Origin of the sequence: uncultured Sphingomonas sp. (genome assembly GCF_913062585.1) — a bacterium.
GTDB lineage: Bacteria > Pseudomonadota > Alphaproteobacteria > Sphingomonadales > Sphingomonadaceae > Sphingomonas.
In genome coordinates, this window is sequence record NZ_CAJXWX010000003.1 from 1 (window position 1) to 24,104 (window position 24,104).

The window sequence follows — 24,104 nt, forward strand, 5'->3', positions numbered from 1 at the left end:
CCCCAGCCCCCCTTCCCCACCACGCCGCCCAAGCTGATCGTCGCGATCTCGGTGGACCAGTTCTCCGCCGACCTGTTCCAGCAATATCGCAACCACTTCACCGGCGGCATGGCGCGGCTGCTGACCGGCGCGGTCTTCCCCTCGGGCTATCAGAGCCATGCCGCGACCGAGACCTGTCCCGGCCACTCGACCATCCTGACCGGCTATCGCCCGGCGCATACCGGCATCATCGCCAACAACTGGGTCGACCAGTCGGTCGGGCGCGCGGACAAGATCGTCTATTGCTCGGAGGACGAAAGCGTCGCGGGCATGACCCACGACAACTACACCGTGTCGGACAAGCATCTGAAGGTGCCGACGCTGGGCGAGCGGATGAAGACCGCCGATCCGCGCGTGCGCACCGTCTCGGTCGCGGGCAAGGACCGCGCCGCCGTGATGATGGGCGGCCACAAGATGGACGAGATCTGGTGGTGGGACGGCAAGACCTATGTCTCTTATGCCGGACGCGCCGTGCCGCCGGTCGTGGAGCGCACGCGCAAGGCGGTCGCCGACTTGGTCGCCCGCCCGCAGGCGCCGCTGCCGCTGCCCGGTTTCTGCAAGCCGCTCGACCGCCCGATCACCGTCGGCGACCAGACGCTGGGCACCGGCCGGTTCCAGCGCGCGGCGGGCGACCTGAAGGGGTTCCGCGTCTCGCCGGCCGCCGATGCGGCGGTGCTGGCCATGGCGGCGGGCTTCGTCCAGGACATGAAGCTGGGCCAGGGGCCGCAGACCGATATCCTGTCGGTCGGGCTGTCGGCGACCGACTATATCGGCCATGCGCTGGGCACCCAGGGTGCCGAGATGTGCATCCAGATGGCCGAGCTCGACCGGTCGCTGGCGGATTTCTTCGACGTGCTGGATGCGACCGGCGTGGATTATGAGGTGATGCTGACCGCCGATCACGGCGCGCACGACATGACCGAGCGCCAGCAGGAGCGCGCCATGCCGATGGAAAGCCATGTCGCGCCCGAGGCGAAGACCAAGGCGATGGCCGCGACGATCGCCCAGGCGCTGGGCCTGCCCAACACGCCCCCCATCATGATGAGCGCCGAGGGCGACATCTATATCAACGCCGCGCTGCCGCCCGCGACCCGCGCCAAGGTGCTGGCCGAGGCGAAACGGCGCTACGAGGCACTGCCGCAGGTGGCCGCCGCGCTGACCCGTGACGAGATCGCGGCGACGCCGTGGCCGACCACCCCGCCGGAAACCTGGACGCTGAAGGAAAAGGCGCGGTCTTCCTATGACCCGACGCGGTCGGGCGATCTGCTGATCCTGTTGAAGCCGCGCGTGACCACGATCGAAGAGCCCGGTCCCGGCTATGTCGAGACGCATGGCTCGCCCTGGGACTATGACCGCCGCGTGCCGATCCTGTTCTGGCGCAAGGGCATGGCGGGGTTCGAGCAGCCTTTGTCGGTGGAGACGGTCGACGTCGCCCCGACCCTGGCCGCGACCATCGGGCTGCCCATGCCGGGGGTCGACGGGCGCTGTCTGGACCTCGATCCGGGTGCGGCGGATACGTGTAGGAAGTAACCTCATTCCTCCCCTGAAAGGGGAGGTGGCAGGCCACAGGCCTGACGGAGGGGTGTCCCCCTATCGAGAGCGGGACACCCCTCCACCATGCTGCGCATGGTTCCCCTCCCCTTACAGGGGAGGAAGTTTTCAGGCGCGCTCCACCCGATACCGGATCGGCTTGAAGCTCCCCCCGTTCGACGCGGGCGCCGAGCACGCCGTCAGCCCGATCACCAGATCCATCTGCGCCACGAAACGGATATGATCCCCCGGCCCGCTCAGCGGCGGCAGCACCTCCAGCTTGCCGGTCTGGCCATCGACCGGTACGTTCATGAAGCAGTTGAACGCCACCGGGATCCGGTCCGGTGTCACGCCATAGGGCGCCAGCGCTGCGGCCAGATTGCCGAAACATCCGCGATGGCGCGGCAGGTCGGGATAGAAATGGTCGAAGGTGTCGACCGAGCAGGGCGTCAGCAGGAAGTCGTGCATCCCGACCGTGTCCGCGACGATCTCCAGCATCGCCCGCGACCGGTTGGAATAGAGCTTGTGCCCCGTCGTCAGCCGGATCGTCTCGGCATAGTCGAGCGTGCGGCCCGACGAGATCACCTCGTCCAGATCGTCGGCGTTGAAGGCGAGCAGGTCCGCGACCTGCCGTCCGCGCGGGTCGATCACCGTAAGGGAGTCGCCCTTGGCCATGCGGAAGGCATCGCCGCTGCGCGGGGGGATTTCGACGGTCTGGTCGCTCACGGCTTGGCCTCGCTCCCGCCACCGGCATAATGGAAGGGGCAGCGCCAACCCTCCTCCACCACCCGTCCGCTATATTGCCGCGCCTCGCTCATTTCCCCGTGCCGCGCCAGCATCGGGTTGCGCGATCCCGCCAGCGCCTCGTCACGCATCAGGATCTTTTCGCGCATCCCCTCATATTTGCCCTGGGCGCGCAGCGTCTCGAACTGGTCGTGCAGGTTGAAGATCATGGCGGGCCGGGGAAAGCGCCGTGCCGGACGACTGGCGCCCGGATGCAGCCCGACCACGAAGAACGCCTCGCCGCCGAAGGACAGCGAAAAATGCGGATCGTCGGGATTGGAACTGACCCGCATATCCCAGTCTTGCCCCAGCCAGACATCCTTGTCGGACAGGGACTGGATTCGCGCCCAGACGGCGCGCTCGAACGCCGCTTCATCCAGCCGCTCGGGCCCGGCGAACACCACCGCCAGGCTGCGGAACAGCTGCGGCTCGGCGCGGTAGCGTTCGGCGAAGCGCCGCAGCCGGTCATGGATACGCAGATCGTCCCAGGCGCTGGCGATGTCGCGGGCGCCCAGAATATCCAGCGTACCTCGCGCCATCGCCGCCTTTGCGCCGACGCACGGGAAATCCGCCGCCGCGATATGGTCGCGAAGCATTGCGGCCGATTTCGGCTCGCTGGGATCATGGGCGGGAAAGAGACTGCTGGTCATATCGGACATGGGATGCCCCAACGTCACGCCACGACGGAGCGTTCCAGAAATATCTATCAATGACAATTAATTGGAGGCAATATCTTCCAATATTGACCAAGATCAATCTTGGCCTTTATCTGGATTGGCCCACCGATGGTCGATTCCGATCCTCCGCCCCGATCGCGTCGAGCGACAAAGGCTGGCTGATGCCGCTGCGTATCGGCGACGGCCGGGCATGATGATAACCCTGCTGCCAGACCGCCCCGCTGACAAAGGCCAGGTCGGCCATCGCCTGGGTCTCGACGCCTTCGATGATGACCGTGCCGCCCAGTTCGCGGATGAGTTCGATCAGATGCGGCAGGCTCCGGCAGGGGTTTTGCGGGCGAGTCGCCCGTTGCAGGAACACGCCGTCGATCTTCACCAGCGCCGGGACCAGCCCCATAAGCTGCCGGATCGAGGTGAAGCCCGCCCCGAAATCGTCGAGCGCCAGCGTCGCGCCCGTCGCCCGCAGCGCATGGGCAAAGGCAATGGCTTCCTCGATATGGACGATCGGCTCGGTCTCGGTGATCTCGACGACCAGGCGCCTCGCCAGATCGGGTCGCGTCGCCAGATCGGCCAGGATATTGCGCCACCAGCCCTGGCGATGCGTGGAGTTCGCGGAGATATTGACCGCCAGCGTCGCCTGCGGATGGGCGCGCAGTTCGTCCAGCACATGACGGACCATCACCCAGTCGAAGGTCGACGCCGTGCCCGTACGCTCCAGGGCCGGGAAGATCACACCGGGCGACAAGGCCTCGCTCTGCTCGCCGAAGCGGACCAGCCCCTCATGATAGAGAATCCGGGCCGGATCGCGATAATCGCAGACGGGTTGCCAATGGGGGATCATCCGCCCCTCGCCCGCGCAGCGAAAGGCATGAGCGACGATCTGCATATCGCTCTTGTAGATGGCGAACCACCGCTCGCCATGGTCCCGTTCGATATCGCGCGGACAGCGATAGCGCGGCGGCTCTTCCGTCGCCCACTTCATCACGGCGTGCAGCGCCGACCCCGCCAGCCCGGTAGTCAGTTCGATCGAAATCGGCTCGGCGGTCAGGCGATAGGACAGGTCGGCCAGCCGGTCCCAGTCCAGCGGCTCCTGAAACCGCAAATCGCCGGTGAGCCGAAAGCGTCCGGGCGTCTCGTCCTGCATGACGCCGACGCCCATATGGCGCAATCGGGTCCGGATATGGCCAACGACCTGATCGGCCACCACCGGCCCCCAACAGGCCTGGATCAGATCCAGGTTGCTGATCTCGATCTCATAACGCCCGTTCGGCACCCTGCCCAAGCCCCCGTAGACGGCAGCCCACCACAGCCCTGCTATGCGGAGTTATGCCCGATACGGTAGCGAGGATTAGCTTGGATTAAGGACACTGCATAGACGAAAGGCCTTTCATTAACCATAAAATTTTTATTTTATAAGATGTTATCCACATCAATCGAGATTGGGACGTAGCCAGCGGGTCGCCTGTGCGACATCGACGCCGCGTCGCGTGGCATAGTCCGCCACCTGATCCTCGCCGATCCGCGCGACGCCGAAATATTCGGCCTGGGCGTGCCCGAAGTAAAAGCCGCTGACCGCCGCCGTCGGCAGCATCGCGAAGCTGTCGGTCAGCTCCAGCCCGACCGCCTGTTCGGCGCCCAGCAGGTCGAACAGCGTCCGCTTGATGCTGTGCTCCGGGCAGGCGGGATAGCCCGGCGCGGGGCGGATGCCGCGATATTGTTCGCGGATCAGCGCCTCGTTGGTCAGCTGCTCGCCCGCCGCATAGCCCCACAGGTCGGTGCGGACATGCGCGTGCAGCCGCTCGGCAAACGCCTCGGCCAGACGGTCGGCCAGCGCCTTCAGCAGGATGTCGTTATAATCGTCATGCCCTGCCCGGAAGCGTTCGATATGCGTGTCGATACCGTGGATGCCGACCGCGAAGCCACCCATCCAGTCGCCCGCCGGGTCGATGAAGTCGGCCAGGCACATATTGGCGCGGCCTTCGCGCTTGGCGATCTGCTGGCGCAGGAAAGGGATGCGGGTCTCCTCGCCATCCGCCGTCAGGATCACGTCGTCGCCGTCGCGACGGCACGGCCAGAGCGCTACGACACCGCGCGCGGTCAGCCACTTCTCGGCGATGATCGTGTCGAGCATGGCCTGCGCATCGGCATAGAGCCCACTGGCGCTCTCGCCGACGACCTCATCGGTCAGGATGGCCGGGAAATTGCCCGCCAGTTCCCAGGCGCGAAAGAAGGGCGTCCAGTCGATATAGTCGCGCAGGTCGGACAGGTCCCAGTCCTGATAGACATGCACGCCCGGCTGCTTTGGCTCGCCCGCCTTCAGCGCCATGTCCGCGACGAAGCCGCGCGCACGGGCTTCCTCCAACGGCAGGAGCGCATTGGCACCCTTGCCCTCGCGCGCCTTGCGGACGGCTTCGTAATCGGCGGCGACCTGCGCGACATAAGGGTCGCGTTGCGTATCGGACACCAACGTCGTGGCGACGCCGACCGCGCGACTGGCGTCGAGGACATGGACCACCGGCCCCGAATAGGCGGGCGCAATACGCAGCGCGGTATGCACCTTCGACGTGGTCGCGCCACCGATCAGCAGCGGCATGGTCATCCCCGCCCGCTGCATCTCCTCGCCCACCGTCACCATCTCGTCGAGCGAGGGGGTAATGAGGCCAGACAGGCCGATCATGTCGGCATCATTCTCGACCGCCGAGGCGATGATCTTCGACCAGGGTACCATGACGCCCAGATCGACCACCTCGAAGCCGTTGCACTGGAGCACGACGCCGACGATGTTCTTGCCGATATCGTGCACGTCGCCCTTCACGGTCGCGAGCACGATCTTGCCCTTGCCCTTGGCGCCCGGCTCCTTGGCCGCCTCGATGAAGGGGAGGAGGTGCGCGACCGCCTTCTTCATGACGCGGGCCGACTTCACCACCTGCGGCAGGAACATCTTGCCCGATCCGAACAGGTCGCCGACGACGTTCATGCCGTCCATCAGCGGGCCTTCGATCACCTCGATCGGGCGGGCAAAGGCCTGGCGGCATTCCTCGGTATCGTCGACGACATGCGCGTCGATGCCCTTGACCAGCGCATATTCCAGCCGCTTGGTGACGGGCAGGCTGCGCCATTCGGCGGCCTGCTTCTCGGCGACCGCATCGGTGCCGCGATAGCGCTCGGCCAGCGCCACCAGCCGCTCGCCTGCCTCGGGGTCACGGTTGAGGACGACATCCTCGCACGCCTGGCGAAGCTCGGGGTCGATCGTGTCATACACGTCGAGCTGGCCCGCATTGACGATCGCCATGTCCATGCCCGCCGGGATGGCGTGGTACAGGAACACCGAGTGCATCGCGCGGCGCACCGGCTCGTTGCCGCGGAAGCTGAACGACAGGTTCGACAGGCCGCCCGAGATATGGACGTGCGGACAGCGCGCCTTGATCTCGCGGCACGCCTCGATGAAGTCGACGCCGTAATTGTTATGCTCTTCGATGCCGGTGGCGACCGCGAAGACATTGGGGTCGAAGATGATGTCCTCAGGCGGAAAGCCGATCGACATCAGCAGGTCATAGGCACGCGCGCAGATCTCGACCTTGCGGTCCTTGGTGTCGGCCTGCCCGACTTCGTCGAACGCCATGACGACCACCGCCGCGCCATACGCCATGCAGCGGCGGGCGTAATGAAGGAACGCCTCCTCGCCTTCCTTCATGCTGATCGAATTGACAATCGGCTTGCCCGACACGCACTTCAGGCCCGCCTCGATCACGCTCCATTTCGAGCTGTCGATCATGATCGGCACGCGCGCGATGTCAGGCTCCGCGGCGATCAGCTTCAGGAAGGTGGTCATGGCGTATTCGGCGTCGAGCAGCCCTTCGTCCATGTTGACGTCGACCACCTGCGCGCCATTCTCGACCTGGCTGCGCGCCACCTCCACCGCGCGGGCATAGTCGCCCGCCAGGATCATCTTCTTGAACGCCGCCGAGCCGGTGACGTTGGTCCGCTCGCCGACATTGACGAAATTGGTGGAAGTGTTGGTGGTCATTGGTTCTTCTTCTTAGCCCTCTCCCCTCCGGGGAGAGGGTTGGGAGAGGGGCTGTGTCTCACCGAGAGGCCGGTCTCTACGAGACCCCGTCCCCTCACCCAACCCTCTCCCCGGAGGGGAGAGGGCTAGACGGTCAGGCCGCCATGGTGAACGGCTCCAGCCCGGCGAGGCGGGTGACGACCGGCGGGGTCGGGATGGTGCGCGGCGCCATGCCCTTCACCTTGTCGGCGATCGCCTTGATATGCGCAGGGGTCGAGCCGCAGCAGCCGCCCAGCACATTGACCTGCCCCTCGACCGCCCATTCGCCGACCAGACCGGCGGTGGTGACGGGCGCTTCGTCATAGGCGCCCAGTTCGTTGGGCAGCCCGGCATTGGGATAGATCATGATGAGCGTGTCGCAAATCTCCGACAGCGTCTTCACATGCGGGCGAAGCTGTTCCGCGCCGAACGAGCAGTTCAGCCCGATGGTCAGCGGCCTGGCATGGCGCACCGCGTGCCAGAAGGCCTCGACCGTATGGCCCGACAGGTTGCGGCCCGACAGGTCGGTGAGCGTCATCGACAGCATGATCGGGATCTCGCGGCCCAGCGCCTCGCCCGCCTCGATCGTCGCCATGATCCCGGCCTTGGCGTTCAGCGTGTCGAACACCGTCTCGATCAGGATGAAGTCGGCCCCGCCCTCGACCAGCGCGTCGATCTGCTCGCGGTACACGTCCTTGAGGTAATCGAAGTCGATCTCGCGATACCCCGGATCGTTGACGTCCGGGCTGAGCGACAGCGTCTTGTTGGTCGGCCCGATCGCGCCCGCGACGAAGCGGGGGCGGCCGTCCTTCGCGGCGAATTCGTCGGCGATGCGACGGGCCAGCTTCGCGCTCTCGACATTGATTTCGCGCACCAGATGTTCAGCGCCGTAATCGGCCTGGCTGATCCGGTTGGCGGAGAAGGTGTTGGTCTCGGCGATGTCCGCCCCCGCCTCGAAATAGGCGCGGTGGATGGCCTCGGGCACCTCGGGCTTGGTCAGCGCCAGGATGTCGTTATTGCCCTTCTGGTCATGGGTCAGGCCCAGCGTCCCCGCATAGGCCGCCTCGTCCAGCTTCCAGTTCTGGATTTCCGTGCCGAATGCGCCGTCGGTGATCAGGATGCGCTTGGTGGCTTCGGCCAGGAAGGTGTCGCGGGTCGTCATCGGTACTGCTCCTGCTCTGGCGAGCGGTTGTTCGTCTGGGTGGTTAGCCTTGAGCGATTAGCTCGTGGCCTGCCCTCCCCCATCCCCTCCCGCTTGCGGGAGGGGCGTGCTTGGGTCGTAGGTTATGTGCTGTCGCCGCCCCGACCCTCGATTTCATCACTCCCCTCCTGCAAGCGGGAGGGGCCGGGGGAGGGAAAGCCACAGGCGACACGGTCTGTGGAACCGCCCCTCCCCCAACCCCCTCCCGCCTGCGGGAGGGGGCTAATCGTCACGCCGCCGCGACCGCCTCGGCCTTCTTCCCCCGCACGCCCAGCAAATGGCTGATCGCATAGGCCAGCTCGGCGCGGTTGAGGGTGTAGAAGTGGAAACCCTTCACCCCGCCCGCATACAGACGACGGCACATCTCGGCGGCGATGGTCGCGGCGACCAGCTGGCGCGCGGCGGGGTGATCGTCCAGCCCCTCGAACAGCCGGTCCATCCAGTCGGGGATGGCGGCGCCGCACATGGCGGCGAACTTGCGGGTCTGCGCCACGTTCGACACCGGCAGGATGCCCGGCAGGATCTCGGCGGTGATCCCCGCCGCCGCCGCCGCGTCGCGGAAGCGGAAATAGGCGTCCGGCGAGAAGAAGAACTGGGTGATCGCCCGCGTCGCGCCCGCGTCGATCTTGCGCTTCAAATTGTCGAGGTCGGCCGCCTGGTCGGCCGATTCCGGATGGCATTCGGGATAGGCGGCGACCGAAATCTCGAACGGGTGCAGCTTCTTGAGCCCCGCGACCAGATCGGCGGCATTCTCGTACCCGCCCGGATGGCTGACGAAGCGCGCGCCCTCGGCAGGAGGATCGCCGCGCAGCGCCACGATATGCCGGACGCCCGCCGCCCAATATTCGTTCGCGACCTGGTCGATCTCCTCGCGGGTCGCCTCGACACAGGTCAGGTGCGCCGCCGCCGCCAGCGTCGTCTCGCGCTGGATGCGCGCGACGGTCGCATGGGTGCGCTCACGGGTCGTGCCGCCCGCGCCATAGGTGACGGAGACGAAGCGCGGGTCGAGCGGCTCCAGCGTGCGGATCGCATCCCAGAGCTGTGCGTCCATCTTCTCCGTCTTGGGCGGGAAGAACTCGAAACTGACCGCAATGTCGCCGCCGACATCGGCGAACAGCGGTTCGTCATGCGCCAGCGCCGCCTCGGCCTGGGTCAGAATCGTGTTCGTCATGCCGCCTTCACCCTATTCGTCTCGACGGGCCGAAGCCCCTTCTTCACACCCAGCCAGAGCTTGACGGTCAACTCGCCGCCCTCCAGCGTCTTCGTCTCCGCCAGCGTCAGCCCGGCGGGGCCGAACCAACCGGCCATCTGTTCGTCGGCAAAGCCCAGGCGACTATGCGCCGCCTTTTGCCGCAATTCCTCGCGGTCGTGCGGCGCGAAGTCCGCGATCAGCAACCGTCCGCCCGGCCCCAGCACCCGCGCCGCCTCGGCGATCGCCGCCCCCGGCTGCTGCGCGAAATGCAGGACATGGTGCAGGATCGCGATATCGGCCGCACCGTCGCCCATGGGCAGCGCATAAAGATCCGCCTGCCGCAGTTCGGTATTGGCGCGACCATGCAGCTTGGCGCGGGCCAACCGCAGCATTTCCGACGAGCGGTCGATGCCCAGCGCGCTGTCCGCCCGGTCGCCGAACAGCTCGAGCATCCGCCCGGTGCCCGTGCCGATGTCGATCAGCGCGCCCAGATCGCCCTCGCCGATCAGGCCCGCCATCGCCTCCTCGATCTCGCTGTCCGCGACATGGAGCGACCGGATCGCATCCCACTCGCCCGCATGATCCTCGAACCAGGCCGCCGCACTGGCCGCCCGGTCCGCGCGTACCGCCGCCAGCCGCGCGACATCGGCCAGCACCCACGGGTCGGGCGCCTCCACCGTCCAGCGGTCCAGCGCCGCCGTCATCGGCTCCACCGCCTCGCGATCGCCCAGCGCCACGAAGACCCAGCTGCCTTCCTTGCGCCGCTCGGCCAGTTCGGCATCGACGAGGATCTTCACATGGCGGCTGACGCGCGGCTGGCTCTGACCCAGGACCTGCGCCAGCTCGCCGACCGACAGCTCCATCGACCGCAGCAGCGCCAGGATGCGCAGCCGCGTCGGATCGCTGAGGGCGCGAAAGATTTCGAGCGCATTGGCCATGGATCATGATATAAAGATATCTTTATATGCGGTCAACGGAGCGAACTCATTTCAGCCGACACGGACCCGAAACGGATGATCTGCGTTGGCACGCCGATCAAATGATGAAAACGGGAGTGACTGTCATGAAGAAGGCCCTGATCCTTGCCCTGACCGGCGCCGCCGCCCTGTCGCTGGGTGCGTGCAGCCAGAACAGCCGCGAACAAACCCAGCAGGCCGCCGACGCCATCGGCTCCGACGTCAAGGCGACGACCCAGAACGCCTCGGACGATGTCGAAGCCGCGACCGCCAAGGCGCTGAACTCGGCCGAGAACGCGATGGACAAGGCGGGCGACAAGCTCGACCGCGCCGGTGATAGCGCCGCCGCCCATGCCGATCGCGCGGGCGACAATATCGACCGCGGCCTGGACCGGGCGGGCGACAAGATCGAGAACGGCGCCGACAAGGCCCGCCAGGCGACCGGCAACGCGCTGGTCCGTGCGGGCGAGGATGTCCGCCGCTAAGGGTTTCATCCCTTGGGATTGCGGAAGCGGGTCGGCGATCATTTCGCCGGCCCGTTTTTCTTTGGGCGAGTGGATTGCGTGGCCTTCGACTGCGCTCAGGCTGAACGGATGTTGGGATGCGGGGCAAAACCCCCTCGCTCCGTTCAGCCTGAGCGCAGTCGAAGGCCACGCCCCAACGCCCCCAACGGCCTCAGTCGAAACGAACCTTCCCCCGCCCCGCCTTCACCTGCGCACGCCCTTTTTTGGCGTCCACCCGCCGGGTCTGGGATGCGCGTGTCGGTTTTGTCGGCCGCCGTTTCTTCGGCACGATCGTCGCCTCGCGGATCAGCTCGATCAGCCGCTCGCGCACCTCGCGCCGGTTCATTTCCTGCGATCGGCTGGCATCGGCGCGCAGGGTCAGCACGCCGTCCTTGCTCAATCGCTGGCCCGCCAGCACCGCCAGGCGCAGCTTCACCGCCTCCGGCAAGCTCGGCGACGCGCCCACGTCGAAGCGCAACAGCACCGCGCTGTCGGTCGTGTTCACATGCTGCCCGCCCGGCCCGGAGGCACGGGTAAAGCTCTCGGCGATCTCGCGCTCGTCGATCGCGATGGCGCGGGTGACGGGGATCAGCGCCATCGCATGGCCGCCTAGTTCTGGAAGACGCCGAAGCGTTCCGGAATCGGAGCCTCGGCGGTGATCGGATCCTTGTCGCCGCGCGGCACGGTCAGGCTGGCGGCGTGGAGCAGCATCCCGCCCGCCTCGCCCGCGCCATAGACCGGATCGCCGACCACCGGCGCGCCCAGGCCCGTGGCGGCATGGACGCGGATCTGGTGCGTGCGCCCGGTTTCGGGCCGGAACTCCACCAGCGTGCGCCCGCCCTCATGGCGCAGCGCGCGCCAGCCGGTGCGTGCCGCCTTGCCCGCCGGATCGGCGACCATTCGCCAGCCATCTTCCCGGGTCGACACCTTGGCCAAGGCCAAGTCGATCAGGCCTTCACCCTCGACCAGGCCGTTCAGCACCGCAAGATACCGCTTTTCGACCAGGCCCGCCTCGAACGCCTGCTGGAAACGCGCATGCGCCTTGGGATTGCGCGACAGCAACAGGCAACCGCTGGTGTCGCGGTCCAGCCGGTGGACCGCATGGGGCCAGCGCTTGAAGCCGAACTTCAGCGATTCCAGATGGTTTTCCAGGCTGATCGCCCCGTTGCGGGGCCGATCGACGGGCAGACCCGCTGGCTTGTCGATAACCAGCGCTTCGCCGTCGATGAAAAGAACGCGATCTCCGTGCATCGCGCTCCCTTGCCACCGCCAGCGCCGACATGCCAGAGGCGCGCGCGTCATGCCGACCGCTCTTACCGCTTTCCTGCGTTTTCTGGCGCTGCCGATGTTCGCGGCCCTGCCGGTCGCGGCGCAGGCCCAGTCCTGCGACGGCGCGCTGCCGCCGCCCGGGCCCGACGGCCGGCTCGCGGGCCATTTCCCGTACGGCGATGCGCCCCCCGCCGATATCGTGCCGGCGCCCGCCGGCTTCGGACTGAAGCCCTATTGCCGCCTGCACCGCGCGACGATCGCCGATCTGCAGCGCCTGCTCGAGGCCGCCAGGGCCGATCCGTCGGTCCGCGGCGAATTGCGCGGCCTGTCCTGCCACCGCGAGGTTGCCCGCCAGCGCAACGTCTTCTGCCGCGACCGCAGCGTCTCGGCGGCCGAGCGCGCCATCTCGGTCGCGCCCGCCGGACATAGCGAACATGCGACCGGCTATGCGATCGACTTCGCGGTCCGCCCGGCCAAGGGCTGCCCGGATGCCGAGGCGTGCATGGCGGCTACCCCGGCGGCACGCTGGCTGATCGCCAACGCGACCCGCTTCGGCTTCGAGATGAGCTTTCCGGCGGGCAATGCGCAGCGGGTGAAGTGGGAACCCTGGCATTGGCGCTGGGTCGGCACGAGCCCGACCGAGCCGGGTGCGGCGCAGGCGCGCGCGATCTTCGCCCGGGCGCGCGCGCAGTTTCCGGCCGATCCGGGGATACGCGATCCCTTGAAGGTCATGGTGACGAGCCAGCCACCGGTGCCGGTGACGCCGCCAGTCGCGCCAAACGCAGCTGCGAGCAAGGCCAAGTCCCGCCGCCAAAGACCCTGAGCGGTGGCATGACAGAATCGCCGCCCCCGCTTAGGATCGACCTTCCATAGCTAGAGGGGCACATCGCATGACGGAACGCGCGACGCATATGTTGGCGGCGGTCGCCGCTCTGACCATGCTTCCCACGCCCGTTCTGGCGCAGCGGTCGGATCAGGCTTCCGACGCGGCCGAATTCAAGGCGCTCCCCTCCATCTCGATTCTCGAATTCAAGCCTGCTTTCCACTATGCCGACCCGACCCGAGGACCATTTACCGATCGCAATATCTATTTCGCCACCGAACTGCCCAATATCGAAGGCGCTCGCATCGTCGATGCCTGGTCGCCAGGCAATCTTCCGGTGACGCTCTACCTGAACACCGGCAATTGTCTGCGCTATTCGATTAACAGAGGAAGCTACGGGCCTGTCAGTGGACGTCTGGAGCCCAGCGCCTGCGTCGAACGCGCCGCTGATAATCGTCAGACGCCGTCCTACCCCGTTCCGGCCGGGCTACGCTTTGTCGGTTCGTCCTCGAGCATGAGCGCGTGGGTCGATGACAAGGCCGGTACGACCGTCATTACCAAACCCTATGTGAAGACGTTCACACCGCTGTTCACGGCCGATTTCCCGGTGATGGCGATGATCGCCATGATCGATCCACATGGTGTTGGGGCCGACATAACCCTGATCGGTAGACGAAGTGGCAGGCTTGTCGCGGTGACGGTCACTGTGGGGGTGCGGTAGGCGCATCCTAGGCCGGTGGTTTGGGCGAGGCTTTACCTTGGCCTTCGACTTCGCTCAGGCTGAACGGGGTTTAGGGATCGGGATTGCCCCCAACGGCCGTTCAGCCTGAGCGAAGTCGAAGGCCACGCCCCGACACCCGACACATAAGGAAAACGGGGGCACCCACCGGCGCCCCCGTCCTTCCCATCATCCGAACAGCTTGGCGGCCGTCTCGGCGATGCGCTTGCCCTGGTAGCGGGCGCCGTCCAGGTCGACCTGGCTCGGCTGGCGGCTGCCGTCGCCGTCCGCCAGCGTCGACGCGCCGTACGGCGTGCCGCCATGGACTTCCTTCACGCCCATCTGGCCCTGGAAACCGTAATCCAGCCCGACGATGGTCATGCCGTGATGGATCAGGTTGGTCAGGACCGAGAACAACGTGGTCTCCTGCCCGCCATGCTGGCTGGCGGTCGAGGTGAAGGCGCCGCCGACCTTGCCGACCAGGCCGCCCTTCATCCAGACGCCGCCGGTGGTGTCCCAGAAGGCCGCCATCTGGCTCGCCATCCGGCCATAGCGGGTCGGCGTGCCGACGACGATCGCGTCATAGTTCATCAGCGCGTCGGGGCCTTCGATCTCCGGGTGCGCGGTGTCGGTCTTGAAGTGGGCGGCGGCGACCACCTCGGGCGGCGCGGTTTCGGCGACGCGGCGGATATCCACCTCGGCGCCCGCCGAACGCGCGCCCTCGGCGATGGCGTCGGCCATCTGCTCGATATGGCCGTAGGACGAATAATACAGCACCAGAACCTTCGCCATGGGAATTCTCCTTTTCAGAAACGTGACTTATTCGGCATCGACCAGAACGATCTCGGCATCCTCGACGGCGGTGATCGTCACCGTCCGCCCGCCGCTCAGCGCCGCACCGTCGCGTGCCGCGAACGGTACACCGTCGATTTCGATCCGCCCGGTGGCGGGGACGAGATAGGCGTGACGCCCCTCGCCCACGCTATGCTCGACCGACTCACCGGCGCGCAGCGTTGCGGCCAGCACCCGGGCCTCGGCCCGGATGCGCAGCGCATCGCCATCCTCCTCGAACCCGCTGGCCAGCGTCACGAACTTGCCCGACCGTTCGCCCCTGGGGAAGGGCTTGGCGCCCCAGCTCGGCTGGCCGCCCCGGCTGCGCGGCTCGATCCAGATCTGGAAGAGCGTGGTCGGTTCGGTCTCGAGATTATATTCGGCATGACGCACGCCCGACCCGGCACTCATCACCTGGACGTCGCCCGCCGCGGTGCGGCCGACATTGCCCATCGAGTCCTGGTGCGTGATCGCACCGGTGCGGACATAGGTGATGATCTCCATGTCGGCATGGGGATGCGGCGGAAAGCCCGCATTGGGGGCGATGACGTCGTCGTTCCACACCCGGATCGCGCCCCAGCCCATGCGCGCAGGATCGTAATAATTGGCGAACGAGAAATGATGCCGCGCATCCAGCCAGCCATGGTTCGCATGGCCCAGGCTTTCGAAGCTGCGACGGTCGACGCTCTTTTCGGCAGTGATGGCAGTCATGGAATTTCTCCCTTGGTTGCCCACAAGATAGGGCCGATTATGAGCGCGTAAACGGAAACGCTGGAAACCGATCGTTTCCACGTTCATTGTAGCGCGAGGCCGCGCCGCCGGTGCCGCATGTGGGGGATCATAAGGGTGTCGATGCGTCTGCCGGATCTGGAAGCCTGGGCCATCTTCGCCGCGGTGGTCGAGCATCGTTCGTTCAGCGCGGCCGCCGATGCGATCGGCCTGTCCAAGGCGACGGTGTCCAAGGCGATCACCCGGCTGGAGGCTCAGCTGAACCAGTCACTGTTCCACCGCACCTCCCGCCGCCTGGCCCTGACCGAGGCGGGCAAGCCGCTGGCCGAACATGCCGCGCGCATCCTGGCCGAGGCGCGCGCCGCCGAGGAAGCCGCGCGCGATGCCGCCAGCGCGCCGGCCGGCCGCATCCGCCTGGCTGCGCCCATGTCGTTCGGCGTGACCAATATCGCGCCCATCATCGCCGACTTCCTTGTCGCGCATCCGGGGATAGAGATCGAGCTCAACCTGTCCGACGCGCGGGTCGATATCGTCGCGGAAGGCTATGACATCGCGCTGCGCATCGCCGACCTGCCCGACAGTTCGCTGCGCGCGCGGCGGCTGTGCGGGATTTCGACACATGTCGTCGCCTCGCCGGGCTATCTGGCGAAGCATGGCATGCCGACCCATCCCAACGAACTGGGCGAGCACCGGCTGCTCGGTTATGCCAACAGCACCGGTCCGTGGCGCTTTCGCCGGGCGGACGGAGCGGAGGTCTCGGTGCGGGCGCAAGGACCACTGACCGCCAATAGCGGCGATGCGCTGGTCCCCGCCGTGCTGACGGGGCTAGGGATCGCGCGGCTGCCCGGCTTCATCATCGGGCCCTATCTGTCCTCGGGCAAGGCGGTCGAGATCCTGGAGGCGTGGACGCCGCCGCCGATCGGCCTGCATCTGCTGACCCCGCCCAGCCCCTTGCGCCCGGCCCGGGTCGAGGCGCTGATCGCCTGGCTCGCCGACCGGGTGCGCGATCCGTGCGTGACCGCCCACCGCGCGACGGAAAAGGCGACGGAGACCGCCCGATGAACCGCCTGCGTCCCGACGACGGCGATGCGCGCTTCATCCGCCGCATCGTCCTGACCCTGTTGATCCTGGGCGTCACCGCCGCGCTGTTCCGCGCGGGCGACCTGCTGATCCTGGCCTTCGGGTCGATCCTGGGGGCGATCGTCATCCATGCGATCGCCGATCTCTATGCCGACCATCTGCCGATCGGGCCGAAGCGTTCGCTGACCCTGTCTATCGCGACCGTGCTGGCGGTGCTGGGATTCCTCGCCTGGCTGTTCGGCGTCGCCTTTCGCCAGCAGCTCAACACGCTGGTCACGCAACTGCCCATCCTGATCGACCAGCTCGCCGCCTGGGCCTCGCAATCGCCCGTCGGGGCCAAGGTGGTCGATGCGGTCCGCGCCGCCTATGCGGGCAGCCGGGTGGCGCAGGACATCGGCGGCATCGTGTCGGGCGCGGGCGAGTTCATCCTCAATTGCCTGTTGCTGCTGGTCGGCGCGCTGTTCTTCGCCGCCGATCCCAAGGTCTATGAGCGCGGCTTCCTGCTCCTCATTCCCCGGTCGATGCGGGCGCCCATGGAGGATGCGCTGTTCGACACCGGATCGACATTACGCCTGTGGCTGCGCGCGCAGCTGATCCAGATGACGACGATGGGCGTGCTGGTCGGCGTGGGCCTGGCGATCGCGGGCGTACCCTCGGCCGCCGCGCTGGGATTGCTGACGGGGCTTAGCGAATTCGTGCCCTATGTCGGCCCGATCGCCGCGATGCTGCCCGCGCTGGGGCTGGCGGCGCAGGGCGGCAACGGCGCCATCATCGGCACGCTCATCACCTTCGCGGTCGTCCGCCTGGTCCAGACCAATGCGATCACCCCCTTCGTCACGAGCCGGGTCGTCGCCATCCCGCCCGCCGTCACCCTGTTCGCCATCATCGGCATCGGCACGATCTTCGGCCTGTTCGGGCTGTTCTTCTCGGCCGCGCTGCTGATCGTCGCCTTTACGCTGATCCGCAGCCTGTATCTTCGCGAAGTCCTGGGCGAAGACATTCCGCCCGTGGACCATCAAAGCCTGCTGGGCCCCGGCGCGCGTGTAAAACAAGACAATAATAATCCGGGTTAGGACCGAATTAACCTTTTGCGTTCACACCCACGTTGGTTAATGAATAGAGTGTCAGGTCGCCGGGGGACATCGGAGGGCGATCGCTCGCGAATGGGGACTGTCGATGCGCGTATTGCTGATCGAGGACGAACCGACGACGGCCAAGGCGATCGAGCTGATGCTCGGCAGCGAAGGCTTCAATGTCTACACGACCGATCTGGGCGAGGAAGGCCTCGATCTGGGCAAGCTGTATGATTACGACATCATCCTGCTCGACCTGAACCTGCCCGACATGCACGGCTATGACGTGCTGAAGCGGCTGCGCGTCGCCCGCGTCTCCACCCCGGTGCTGATCCTGTCGGGCATCAACGAGATGGACTCGAAGGTGCGCAGCTTCGGCTTCGGCGCCGACGACTATGTCACCAAGCCCTTCCACCGCGAGGAACTGATCGCGCGCATCCATGCGGTCGTCCGCCGGTCCAAGGGCCATTCGCAGTCGATCATCCGCACCGGCAAGCTGGCGGTCAACCTGGACGCCAAGACGGTCGAGGTCGATAATGCCCGCGTCCATCTGACCGGCAAGGAATATGCGATGCTGGAGCTGCTGTCGCTCCGCAAGGGCACCACGCTGACCAAGGAAATGTTCCTCAACCATCTCTATGGCGGGATGGACGAGCCGGAACTGAAGATCATCGACGTCTTCATCTGCAAGCTGCGCAAGAAGCTGAGCCTGGCCTGCGATGGCGAGAATTATATCGAGACCGTCTGGGGCCGCGGCTATGTGCTGCGCGAGCCCGACGAGGTGGAGCAGGCCGCCGTCGCCTGACCGCCATTAGAGGTTACGGAACAGGCCGGTTCGCGGGGGCGCGGACCGGCCTTTTTCTTATGGATTCCCTTGGCCTTCGACTTCGCTCAGGCTGAACGGAGCGAGGGGCTTTTGGTCACGTATCCCAACATCCGTTCAGCCTGAGCGAAGTCGAAGCCTGTCCTGAGCGCCTGCCTTGGCAGGCAGTCGAAGGGGCCACGCCCTGCCCGTCCGCCTAGGGCCGATCAACATTCAGCCACGATGGGGCAAATTCCTCCCCTGGAAGGAGGGGCAGGTGGATTGCCTCCCAGGCAATCCAGATCATGCCGGGGGCATGATCGACCTGCCACTGGGACCATGCGTAGCATGGTGGAGGGGTCTCCCCGGTGGCGAGGGTAGGTCCAAATTCTCCAACCGGGACACCCCTCCGTCAGGCCTTCGGCCTGCCACCTCCCCTTACAGGGGAGGAATAGGTTGAATGTCGATCCGGCCTAGGGTCAGGCCACCACCCGTCGTCGTCGCAACGCCAGGACCAGCAACGCCAAGCCCCCCGCCATCAGCGCCACGCTGGCGGGCTCGGGCACCGATGTCGGCGTCCCGCCGCTGCTCCCCGTCCCGCCCGACGAGCCACCCGAGCTGGTCGGCGGATTGGGCGACGAGGGCGAATAGGTGCCGATATAGGTCCCCAGGTGAAATTCGCCGTTCTGGATCAGGCTGCCGAACACGGCCGAGCCTTCGATATAATTGCTGGTCGTCGCCGCTGCCTTGGGCGCCAGGACCGATCCCTTCCACGCGGTCGACAGCTGCAGGCTGGTCGCATCGGGGAAGTTCCAGATGACATGCTGGCCCAGACCCGTCGAATTGCCCAGGAAATTGTCGTTCAACGCGATGGAGGTGCCCGAGACGTTGACGATCACCGTATCCAGCCCATTGGCGTTGAACGCGATCTCGCCGAAGTGCGACAGGTCCGCCGCCGTCAGGTTGAAAACCCCCACGCCATTGGCATTGGGGACGGCGTTGAAGGTCGCCCGGTTGTTGGCGATCGACACCTGCGCCGTCGCGGCGAGCTGGGCATAGCCGTTGGACAGGTCGGTCATGCTGCTGGCCAGCACCGTCTTCTGCTGGGTCAGCCCCGCGACGAAGCTGGGATCGCTGCTGCCCAACCCCGACTGGACGATATTCTGGTTGATGTTGGTGTTGGACAGGGTGCCGCCCACCTTCACCGTCTGCACGCCGCCATTCAGGTTGAACCCGCTCGACACATTGCCGCCGACCAGCGCGCCCGAGCCGTTATTCAGGTTCTTGGCACCGCCCAGCACATTGCCCACCACGGTCAGGCCGGGCTCGCCATTGCTGGACGACGGCACGGGCTGGATCTGGTAATTGGACGAATTGCCGCTGAGATTCCCGCCGACAAATGTCCGCCCCTCGACCTCCGAGCTGGAGGTCAGGTCCCCGAGAACGATCAGGTTCCACTCCTTGAGCGCGTCGATACCGACCACCACCGGCGAGGCGATGGCGAGCGAAGGGAGGGCGGCCGCGACCAGACCGACGAGGAGAAGGCGGTTTTTCATGATCTCGATCATAGACCAAAGGCCCTTCCAAATCTTTACCCCGCGTGCGCTGCCCTGTCCCGAAGTGCAACGGCCTCGCCGACACGCCGACAGCGCAGAGTCACCGTCTCCCCCGGCTTGTCATAGGTGATCGACGAGCAGGTGTTCAGCAGATCCGCGCCGGGATCGCCTGTCCGTCGATCATGATCGTCACCCGGCCATCGGCGGGCACCTCGCGGATCGGCAGAGGATCATTCGCGCCCAGAAGTGCCGGCATCAGCGGCAGCATCGCCCATCTCGAGGCTATCCGCCGCGCGTGCATGTCAGCGCCGCTCCCACACTTTCTGGCCGCCGATCCAAGTCTCTTCGACCCTGGTACCCCGCAACTCGCTGGGATTGATGTCCAGCGGGTTGCGGTCGACGATGATGAAGTCCGCCTGCTGCCCCTGCCCCAGCCGTCCGAACAGATCCTCGGCGAACCCGGCATAGGCGCCGTCCATGGTGAAGGCGCGCCATGCCGCCTCGCGCCCGATGATCTCCTGCGGCTGCCACCCGCCATAGGGCTGGCCATCCGGGCCCTGGCGGGTGATCGCCGCCGCCCAGCCCGCGAAGGGATCGGGGCTTTCGACCGGATAATCCGATCCGAAGACCAGGGTCGCGCCGTTCTTCAGCATGGTGTTCCACGCATAGGCCCCCGCCAGCCGCGCCGGCCCCAGCCTTGCTTCGGCCATCAGCCGGTCGCTCGTCTCGTGCACCGGCTGCATCGAGGCGATGATGCCATGCTTGCCGAAGCGTGGCAGGTCGGCCGGGTCGACCACCTGCGCATGTTCGATCCGCCAGCGCCGGTCGCCCTTATAGGTTTCGGCCAGTTCGTCGATCGCGTCGAGCACCTGCGCGTTCGCGCGGTCGCCGATCGCGTGGACGGCGACCTGATATTTGTCCATCGCCGCACGGCTCATCAGGTTGCGGATGACGTCGTCGGTCATGAAGCCCAGGCCCGACTGCCCCGGCGCATCGGCATAGGGCTGCTTCAGCCATGCGCCGCGCGACCCCAGCGCGCCGTCGCCGTACAGCTTCACGCCGACCAGCCGCAGCTTGTCGTTATACAGCCAGGGCGTCGGGCCGGTGCCGCCGATCCGCACGCTATCCTCGACGCCGCCGCCATAGCTCATGATGCGGACGCGCAGATTGCCCGCATCACCCATCCGGCGATAGGTCATCCACTCGTCCAGCGTCGTGCCCATATCGGCCGTCGCGGTGATGCCGTGGCTCAGCAGCTCGTTCTGCGCCTTCAGGAAGGCGGCGTTGCGGTCCTTGGCCAGCGGCTGCGGGATCGCCTTCTGGATCAGCGCCATGGCGCCATCGACGAACACGCCGGAGGGCTGGCCGCCGACTTTCTCGATCCGCCCGCCGGAGGGCGAGACGGTCTTGGCCGTGATCCCTGCCGCCTTCATCGCCGCGCTGTTGGCCCAGAGCGCATGGCCATCGGCGCGCTCCATCACGACCGGGCGGTCGGACACCACCGCATCCATGTCGGCGGCGGTGGGAAAGCGGCCCAGCGCCCAGCTCTCCTGATTCCAACCGCCGCCCAAAATCCATTTCCGGTCGGGATTGGCCGCGACATAGGCTGCGATCCGCGCCTTCGCCTCGTCCAGTGACTTGGTCGGCGACAGGTCCAGCTCGATCTGGCGGAAGCCCAGCGCCATGACATGCCCGTGCGAATCGATGAAGCCGGGCAGCAGCACCCGCCCCTTCATGTCGGCGCGCCAGTCGAGCTTCTCCGGGCGCTTGTCCTTGGCCGACAGCAGCCGCACGACCTTGCCGTCCGGGGTGAGCAGCAGGCCGGTGAAGCGGACGACCTTGCCGTTCTTGTCGAGCGTCAGGCCGGTGACATTGTCGACCAGCGCATCGGCGAACGCCGCGGCGGGCGTCAATGCGATCGCCAGCGCGGCGATGGCGGAGCGGAGGATGCGGGGGGAGAAAGCCTGCTTTACCATGCGCCGATCCCTATCGGGTGAATGGGAAGGTGGGAAGCCGCACGCACATCATTCCTCCCCTGCAAGGGGAGGTGGCAGGCGAAGCCTGACGGAGGGGTGTCGCGCTCTCGATAGGGTGACACCCCTCCGACGCGCTACGCGCGCCACCTCCCCTTGCAGGGGAGGAATATGTGTCACGACCGCCGCACCACCTCGCGGATCACGAAATGCGAGGCCAGTCGCGTCACCCCCGGCAATCGCGCCAGCGTTTCGCGGTGGATACGCTCGTAGCTGTCGTCGCGGCGGACCTCGACCTGGATCATGTAATCCGCCTCGCCGCTCATCAGGAAACATTCGACGATCTCGGGACAGCGCAGGATTTCGCGCTCAAACGCGGCCATCGTCTCCTGCCGCTGGTCCTTCAGCGTGACGTTGACCATCACGGTCGAGGGCCGCCCGCGCGCCTCATGGCTCAGGATCGCGCGATAGCCGGTGATGACGCCGGCCTCGCGCAGCTGGGCCACCCGGCGATGCGCCGCGCTGGCGGACAGGCCGACCTTCTCGCCCAGCGCGGCGCTGGTCAGGTCGGAATCGCGGGCCAGCTGGGCCAGGATGCGGCGGTCGATCACGTCGGACATTTCATCCTGCTACTCCGCCATTCCGCGCACGGAAATCCCAATTTATACGATCGTCCGGGAAAGCTTTGCACACCTCTCCCGCCCGCTCGGCGCTATTATCGTTCCAACATTTATACGGAGAGTCCCCATGCGCGTCGGTGTCCCCAAGGAAATCAAGAACCACGAATATCGCGTCGGCCTGACCCCGCCATCGGTCGCCGAGCTGGTTGCTGCCGGTCATGAGGTGATCGTCGAGACCAAGGCGGGCAGCGGCATCGACTTCGAGGATCAGGACTATGTCGACGCGGGCGCGCGCATCGTCGCCACCGCTTCGGAAGTGTTCGACCAGGCCGAGATGATCGTGAAGGTCAAGGAGCCGCAGGCGAGCGAAGTCGCGATGCTGCGCCCCCACCACCTGCTCTTCACCTATCTCCACCTCGCCGCCGACAAGCCGCAGGCCGAAGGGCTGATGAAGTCGGGCGCGACCTGCATCGCCTATGAGACCGTCACCAGCCCGCGCGGCGGCGTGCCGCTGCTCAAGCCGATGTCGGAAGTGGCGGGCCGCATGGCGGTCCAGGTCGGCGCGCATTATCTGGAAAAGCAGCAGGGCGGCCGCGGCATCCTCCTCGGCGGCGTGCCCGGCGTGGCGCCTGCCAAGGTCGCGATCCTGGGCGGCGGCGTCTCGGGCGTGAACGCGGCGCAGATGGCGGTGGGCCTGCGTGCAGACGTCACCATCTACGACATCAACAACGACCGTCTGGCCGAGTTGGACATGTTCTTCTCCAGCCAGATCAAGACCGCCTATGCCTCTAAGGCGGCGATCGCGGCGGCGGTGAAGAACGCCCACCTCGTCATCGGCGCGGTGCTGGTCCCCGGTGCGGCGGCGCCCAAGCTCGTCACCCGCGACATGCTGAAGACGATGAAGCGCGGCTCGGTGATGGTCGACATCGCGATCGACCAGGGCGGCTGCTTCGAGACCAGCCATGCCACCACCCACCAGGACCCGGTGTTCGAGGTCGACGGCGTGATCCATTACTGCGTCGCCAACATGCCCGGCGCGGTCGCCCGCACCTCGACCTTCGCGCTCAACAATGCGACCCTGCCGTTTGCCGTCAAGTTGGCGAACATGGGGGCGGAAGCCGCGATGAAGGCCGATCCGCATCTGGCGAACGGCCTGAACGTCTCGGGCGGCAAGATCCGTCACGCGGCGGTCGCCGAAGCACTCGAACTGCCGTTCGAGGCCTGGGCGGGCTAAACCTGATACCCGTTCGCGCTGAGCGAAGTCGAAGCACACGCCCCGGACCTTTGCCGCACAGGCTGGTCCGTGGCCTTCGACTTCGCTCAGGCTGAACGGGTTTCAGGATTTGATCCCACGCTCCGTTCACGCTGAGCGACGTCGAAGCGCACGTTCCGCGCGCGGCCACGAAGTCGACCAACGCCTTCCTATGAACGCAGCCACGCGGAACACAAATAGAACATCACCGTTGATCCCGTCGAAAGGATCACGCCATGACCGACAACCCGAAAAACGAACCCTTCTCCAATGCCGAGAAGGACCCCGATGACTGGACCACCGGCGACGAACCGATGACGGGCGCGCAGGCCAGCTATCTGAAGACCCTGTCCGAAGAGGCGGACGAAGCGTTCGACGACACACTAACAAAGGCGGACGCCTCCAAGCAGATCGACGCGCTTCAAGCCAAGACCGGCCGGGGACAATAAGCC

24 protein-coding genes are annotated in these 24,104 nt (G+C 66.4%); 9 read left to right on the forward strand and 15 right to left on the reverse strand.

The genetic code is table 11. The annotated features are described in order from the left end of the window. Positions 1 to 33 precede the first annotated feature (33 nt). A complete protein-coding gene (locus QZ546_RS03295; RefSeq protein WP_294235229.1) occupies positions 34 to 1,569 on the forward strand; it encodes an alkaline phosphatase family protein in 1,536 nt (511 codons plus the stop codon). 129 nt (positions 1,570 to 1,698) lie between these two features. Here QZ546_RS03295 and QZ546_RS03300 read toward each other — a convergent pair whose 3' ends face one another. The 7 genes from QZ546_RS03300 to QZ546_RS03330 form a co-directional block, all read right to left on the reverse strand. Beyond that, positions 1,699 to 2,295, reverse strand: a complete 597-nt coding sequence (locus QZ546_RS03300; protein ID WP_294234687.1) for an urea carboxylase-associated family protein — start codon at positions 2,293 to 2,295, stop codon at positions 1,699 to 1,701. Next, positions 2,292 to 3,002, reverse strand: a complete 711-nt coding sequence (gene gntA, locus QZ546_RS03305) for a guanitoxin biosynthesis heme-dependent pre-guanitoxin N-hydroxylase GntA (RefSeq protein WP_294235231.1) — start codon at positions 3,000 to 3,002, stop codon at positions 2,292 to 2,294. Before gntA ends, QZ546_RS03300 begins: the two co-directional genes overlap by 4 nt. Positions 3,003 to 3,117: 115 nt before the next feature. Next, the gene (locus QZ546_RS03310; RefSeq protein ID WP_294234690.1) at positions 3,118 to 4,302 is read right to left on the reverse strand and encodes an EAL domain-containing protein; all 1,185 of its coding nucleotides are present in this window, start codon (positions 4,300 to 4,302) and stop codon (positions 3,118 to 3,120) included. A 156-nt stretch (positions 4,303 to 4,458) separates the two neighbouring features. Beyond that, on the reverse strand, positions 4,459 to 7,056 hold the full coding sequence (gene metH, locus QZ546_RS03315; protein ID WP_294234693.1) for a methionine synthase: 2,598 nt from the start codon (positions 7,054 to 7,056) through the stop codon (positions 4,459 to 4,461). 133 nt (positions 7,057 to 7,189) lie between these two features. Continuing rightward, on the reverse strand, positions 7,190 to 8,236 hold the full coding sequence (locus QZ546_RS03320; RefSeq protein WP_294234697.1) for a homocysteine S-methyltransferase family protein: 1,047 nt from the start codon (positions 8,234 to 8,236) through the stop codon (positions 7,190 to 7,192). A 268-nt stretch (positions 8,237 to 8,504) separates the two neighbouring features. Next, the gene (gene metF, locus QZ546_RS03325; RefSeq protein WP_294234699.1) at positions 8,505 to 9,446 is read right to left on the reverse strand and encodes a methylenetetrahydrofolate reductase; all 942 of its coding nucleotides are present in this window, start codon (positions 9,444 to 9,446) and stop codon (positions 8,505 to 8,507) included. Beyond that, positions 9,443 to 10,405, reverse strand: coding sequence for a metalloregulator ArsR/SmtB family transcription factor (locus QZ546_RS03330; RefSeq protein ID WP_294234702.1), 963 nt, complete (start codon positions 10,403 to 10,405; stop codon positions 9,443 to 9,445). The genes metF and QZ546_RS03330 overlap by 4 nt, the downstream gene beginning before the upstream one ends. 125 nt (positions 10,406 to 10,530) lie before the next feature. On the opposite strand from QZ546_RS03330, the gene QZ546_RS03335 reads away from it, so the two are divergent. Next, positions 10,531 to 10,908 (forward strand): hypothetical protein, encoded by a 378-nt coding sequence (locus QZ546_RS03335; protein WP_294234705.1) that lies wholly within the window; start codon positions 10,531 to 10,533, stop codon positions 10,906 to 10,908. A 190-nt stretch (positions 10,909 to 11,098) separates the two neighbouring features. On the opposite strand, the gene arfB is transcribed toward QZ546_RS03335, so the two are convergent. After that, positions 11,099 to 11,524: an alternative ribosome rescue aminoacyl-tRNA hydrolase ArfB gene (gene arfB, locus QZ546_RS03340; protein WP_294234706.1), complete on the reverse strand. Its 426-nt coding sequence runs from the start codon at positions 11,522 to 11,524 to the stop codon at positions 11,099 to 11,101. An 11-nt stretch (positions 11,525 to 11,535) separates the two neighbouring features. Beyond that, positions 11,536 to 12,177 carry an RluA family pseudouridine synthase gene (locus QZ546_RS03345; protein ID WP_294234709.1) on the reverse strand — a complete coding sequence of 214 codons (642 nt, stop codon included), beginning with the start codon at positions 12,175 to 12,177 and terminating at the stop codon, positions 11,536 to 11,538. A 49-nt stretch (positions 12,178 to 12,226) separates the two neighbouring features. On the opposite strand from QZ546_RS03345, the gene QZ546_RS03350 reads away from it, so the two are divergent. Both QZ546_RS03350 and QZ546_RS03355 read left to right on the forward strand, forming a co-directional pair. After that, on the forward strand, positions 12,227 to 13,018 hold the full coding sequence (locus tag QZ546_RS03350) for a M15 family metallopeptidase (RefSeq protein WP_294234712.1): 792 nt from the start codon (positions 12,227 to 12,229) through the stop codon (positions 13,016 to 13,018). A 67-nt stretch (positions 13,019 to 13,085) separates the two neighbouring features. Continuing rightward, positions 13,086 to 13,739: a hypothetical protein gene (locus QZ546_RS03355; protein WP_294234715.1), complete on the forward strand. Its 654-nt coding sequence runs from the start codon at positions 13,086 to 13,088 to the stop codon at positions 13,737 to 13,739. Positions 13,740 to 13,925: 186 nt separating this feature from the next. Here the strand turns inward: QZ546_RS03355 and wrbA are convergent, their stop codons facing one another. After that, positions 13,926 to 14,528: an NAD(P)H:quinone oxidoreductase gene (wrbA, locus tag QZ546_RS03360; RefSeq protein ID WP_294234719.1), complete on the reverse strand. Its 603-nt coding sequence runs from the start codon at positions 14,526 to 14,528 to the stop codon at positions 13,926 to 13,928. 27 nt (positions 14,529 to 14,555) lie between these two features. Next, positions 14,556 to 15,278: a pirin family protein gene (locus tag QZ546_RS03365; RefSeq protein WP_294234721.1), complete on the reverse strand. Its 723-nt coding sequence runs from the start codon at positions 15,276 to 15,278 to the stop codon at positions 14,556 to 14,558. A gap of 141 nt (positions 15,279 to 15,419) precedes the next feature. Between QZ546_RS03365 and QZ546_RS03370 the strand changes: the two genes are divergently transcribed. The 3 genes from QZ546_RS03370 to ctrA all read left to right on the forward strand — a co-directional run bounded on the left by QZ546_RS03370 (position 15,420) and on the right by ctrA (position 18,254). Beyond that, on the forward strand, positions 15,420 to 16,358 hold the full coding sequence (locus QZ546_RS03370; protein ID WP_294234724.1) for a LysR family transcriptional regulator: 939 nt from the start codon (positions 15,420 to 15,422) through the stop codon (positions 16,356 to 16,358). Further along, the gene (locus QZ546_RS03375) at positions 16,355 to 17,449 is read left to right on the forward strand and encodes an AI-2E family transporter (protein WP_294234727.1); all 1,095 of its coding nucleotides are present in this window, start codon (positions 16,355 to 16,357) and stop codon (positions 17,447 to 17,449) included. The genes QZ546_RS03370 and QZ546_RS03375 overlap by 4 nt, the downstream gene beginning before the upstream one ends. A 103-nt stretch (positions 17,450 to 17,552) precedes the next feature. Next, positions 17,553 to 18,254, forward strand: a complete 702-nt coding sequence (gene ctrA, locus QZ546_RS03380) for a response regulator transcription factor CtrA (RefSeq protein WP_294234730.1) — start codon at positions 17,553 to 17,555, stop codon at positions 18,252 to 18,254. A gap of 476 nt (positions 18,255 to 18,730) precedes the next feature. Here the strand turns inward: ctrA and QZ546_RS03385 are convergent, their stop codons facing one another. The 4 genes from QZ546_RS03385 to QZ546_RS03400 all read right to left on the reverse strand — a co-directional run bounded on the left by QZ546_RS03385 (position 18,731) and on the right by QZ546_RS03400 (position 22,400). Continuing rightward, positions 18,731 to 19,807 (reverse strand): choice-of-anchor A family protein, encoded by a 1,077-nt coding sequence (locus tag QZ546_RS03385; RefSeq protein ID WP_294234733.1) that lies wholly within the window; start codon positions 19,805 to 19,807, stop codon positions 18,731 to 18,733. A 145-nt stretch (positions 19,808 to 19,952) separates the two neighbouring features. Next, positions 19,953 to 20,075: a hypothetical protein gene (locus QZ546_RS03390; protein WP_294234736.1), complete on the reverse strand. Its 123-nt coding sequence runs from the start codon at positions 20,073 to 20,075 to the stop codon at positions 19,953 to 19,955. Between the two features lie 34 nt (positions 20,076 to 20,109). Next, entirely contained in the window at positions 20,110 to 21,783 is a 1,674-nt protein-coding gene (locus tag QZ546_RS03395; RefSeq protein ID WP_294234739.1) for an amidohydrolase, read from the reverse strand. A 173-nt stretch (positions 21,784 to 21,956) separates the two neighbouring features. Further along, complete coding sequence (locus QZ546_RS03400; protein ID WP_294234742.1) at positions 21,957 to 22,400, reverse strand: Lrp/AsnC family transcriptional regulator; 444 nt, start codon at positions 22,398 to 22,400, stop codon at positions 21,957 to 21,959. Between the two features lie 127 nt (positions 22,401 to 22,527). On the opposite strand from QZ546_RS03400, the gene ald reads away from it, so the two are divergent. Both ald and QZ546_RS03410 read left to right on the forward strand, forming a co-directional pair. Beyond that, positions 22,528 to 23,634: an alanine dehydrogenase gene (ald, locus tag QZ546_RS03405; RefSeq protein WP_294234746.1), complete on the forward strand. Its 1,107-nt coding sequence runs from the start codon at positions 22,528 to 22,530 to the stop codon at positions 23,632 to 23,634. A gap of 254 nt (positions 23,635 to 23,888) precedes the next feature. Next, the gene (locus QZ546_RS03410; RefSeq protein WP_294234748.1) at positions 23,889 to 24,101 is read left to right on the forward strand and encodes a DUF3072 domain-containing protein; all 213 of its coding nucleotides are present in this window, start codon (positions 23,889 to 23,891) and stop codon (positions 24,099 to 24,101) included. Positions 24,102 to 24,104: the final 3 nt, after the last annotated feature.

Coding starts and splice junctions, on each gene's coding strand:
- QZ546_RS03385 (WP_294234733.1), bottom strand. CDS start 19,807: ATGAAAAACCGCCTTCTCCTCGTCGGTCTGGTCGCGGCCGCCCTCCCT.
- ctrA (WP_294234730.1), top strand. CDS start 17,553: ATGCGCGTATTGCTGATCGAGGACGAACCGACGACGGCCAAGGCGATC.
- QZ546_RS03370 (WP_294234724.1), top strand. CDS start 15,420: ATGCGTCTGCCGGATCTGGAAGCCTGGGCCATCTTCGCCGCGGTGGTC.
- QZ546_RS03350 (WP_294234712.1), top strand. CDS start 12,227: ATGCCGACCGCTCTTACCGCTTTCCTGCGTTTTCTGGCGCTGCCGATG.
- metH (WP_294234693.1), bottom strand. CDS start 7,056: ATGACCACCAACACTTCCACCAATTTCGTCAATGTCGGCGAGCGGACC.
- wrbA (WP_294234719.1), bottom strand. CDS start 14,528: ATGGCGAAGGTTCTGGTGCTGTATTATTCGTCCTACGGCCATATCGAG.
- arfB (WP_294234706.1), bottom strand. CDS start 11,524: ATGGCGCTGATCCCCGTCACCCGCGCCATCGCGATCGACGAGCGCGAG.
- ald (WP_294234746.1), top strand. CDS start 22,528: ATGCGCGTCGGTGTCCCCAAGGAAATCAAGAACCACGAATATCGCGTC.
- metF (WP_294234699.1), bottom strand. CDS start 9,446: ATGACGAACACGATTCTGACCCAGGCCGAGGCGGCGCTGGCGCATGAC.
- QZ546_RS03355 (WP_294234715.1), top strand. CDS start 13,086: ATGACGGAACGCGCGACGCATATGTTGGCGGCGGTCGCCGCTCTGACC.
- QZ546_RS03335 (WP_294234705.1), top strand. CDS start 10,531: ATGAAGAAGGCCCTGATCCTTGCCCTGACCGGCGCCGCCGCCCTGTCG.
- QZ546_RS03390 (WP_294234736.1), bottom strand. CDS start 20,075: ATGCTGCCGCTGATGCCGGCACTTCTGGGCGCGAATGATCCTCTGCCG.
- QZ546_RS03345 (WP_294234709.1), bottom strand. CDS start 12,177: ATGCACGGAGATCGCGTTCTTTTCATCGACGGCGAAGCGCTGGTTATC.
- QZ546_RS03330 (WP_294234702.1), bottom strand. CDS start 10,405: ATGGCCAATGCGCTCGAAATCTTTCGCGCCCTCAGCGATCCGACGCGG.
- QZ546_RS03375 (WP_294234727.1), top strand. CDS start 16,355: ATGAACCGCCTGCGTCCCGACGACGGCGATGCGCGCTTCATCCGCCGC.
- QZ546_RS03365 (WP_294234721.1), bottom strand. CDS start 15,278: ATGACTGCCATCACTGCCGAAAAGAGCGTCGACCGTCGCAGCTTCGAA.
- QZ546_RS03320 (WP_294234697.1), bottom strand. CDS start 8,236: ATGACGACCCGCGACACCTTCCTGGCCGAAGCCACCAAGCGCATCCTG.
- QZ546_RS03410 (WP_294234748.1), top strand. CDS start 23,889: ATGACCGACAACCCGAAAAACGAACCCTTCTCCAATGCCGAGAAGGAC.
- QZ546_RS03395 (WP_294234739.1), bottom strand. CDS start 21,783: ATGGTAAAGCAGGCTTTCTCCCCCCGCATCCTCCGCTCCGCCATCGCC.
- gntA (WP_294235231.1), bottom strand. CDS start 3,002: ATGACCAGCAGTCTCTTTCCCGCCCATGATCCCAGCGAGCCGAAATCG.
- QZ546_RS03400 (WP_294234742.1), bottom strand. CDS start 22,400: ATGTCCGACGTGATCGACCGCCGCATCCTGGCCCAGCTGGCCCGCGAT.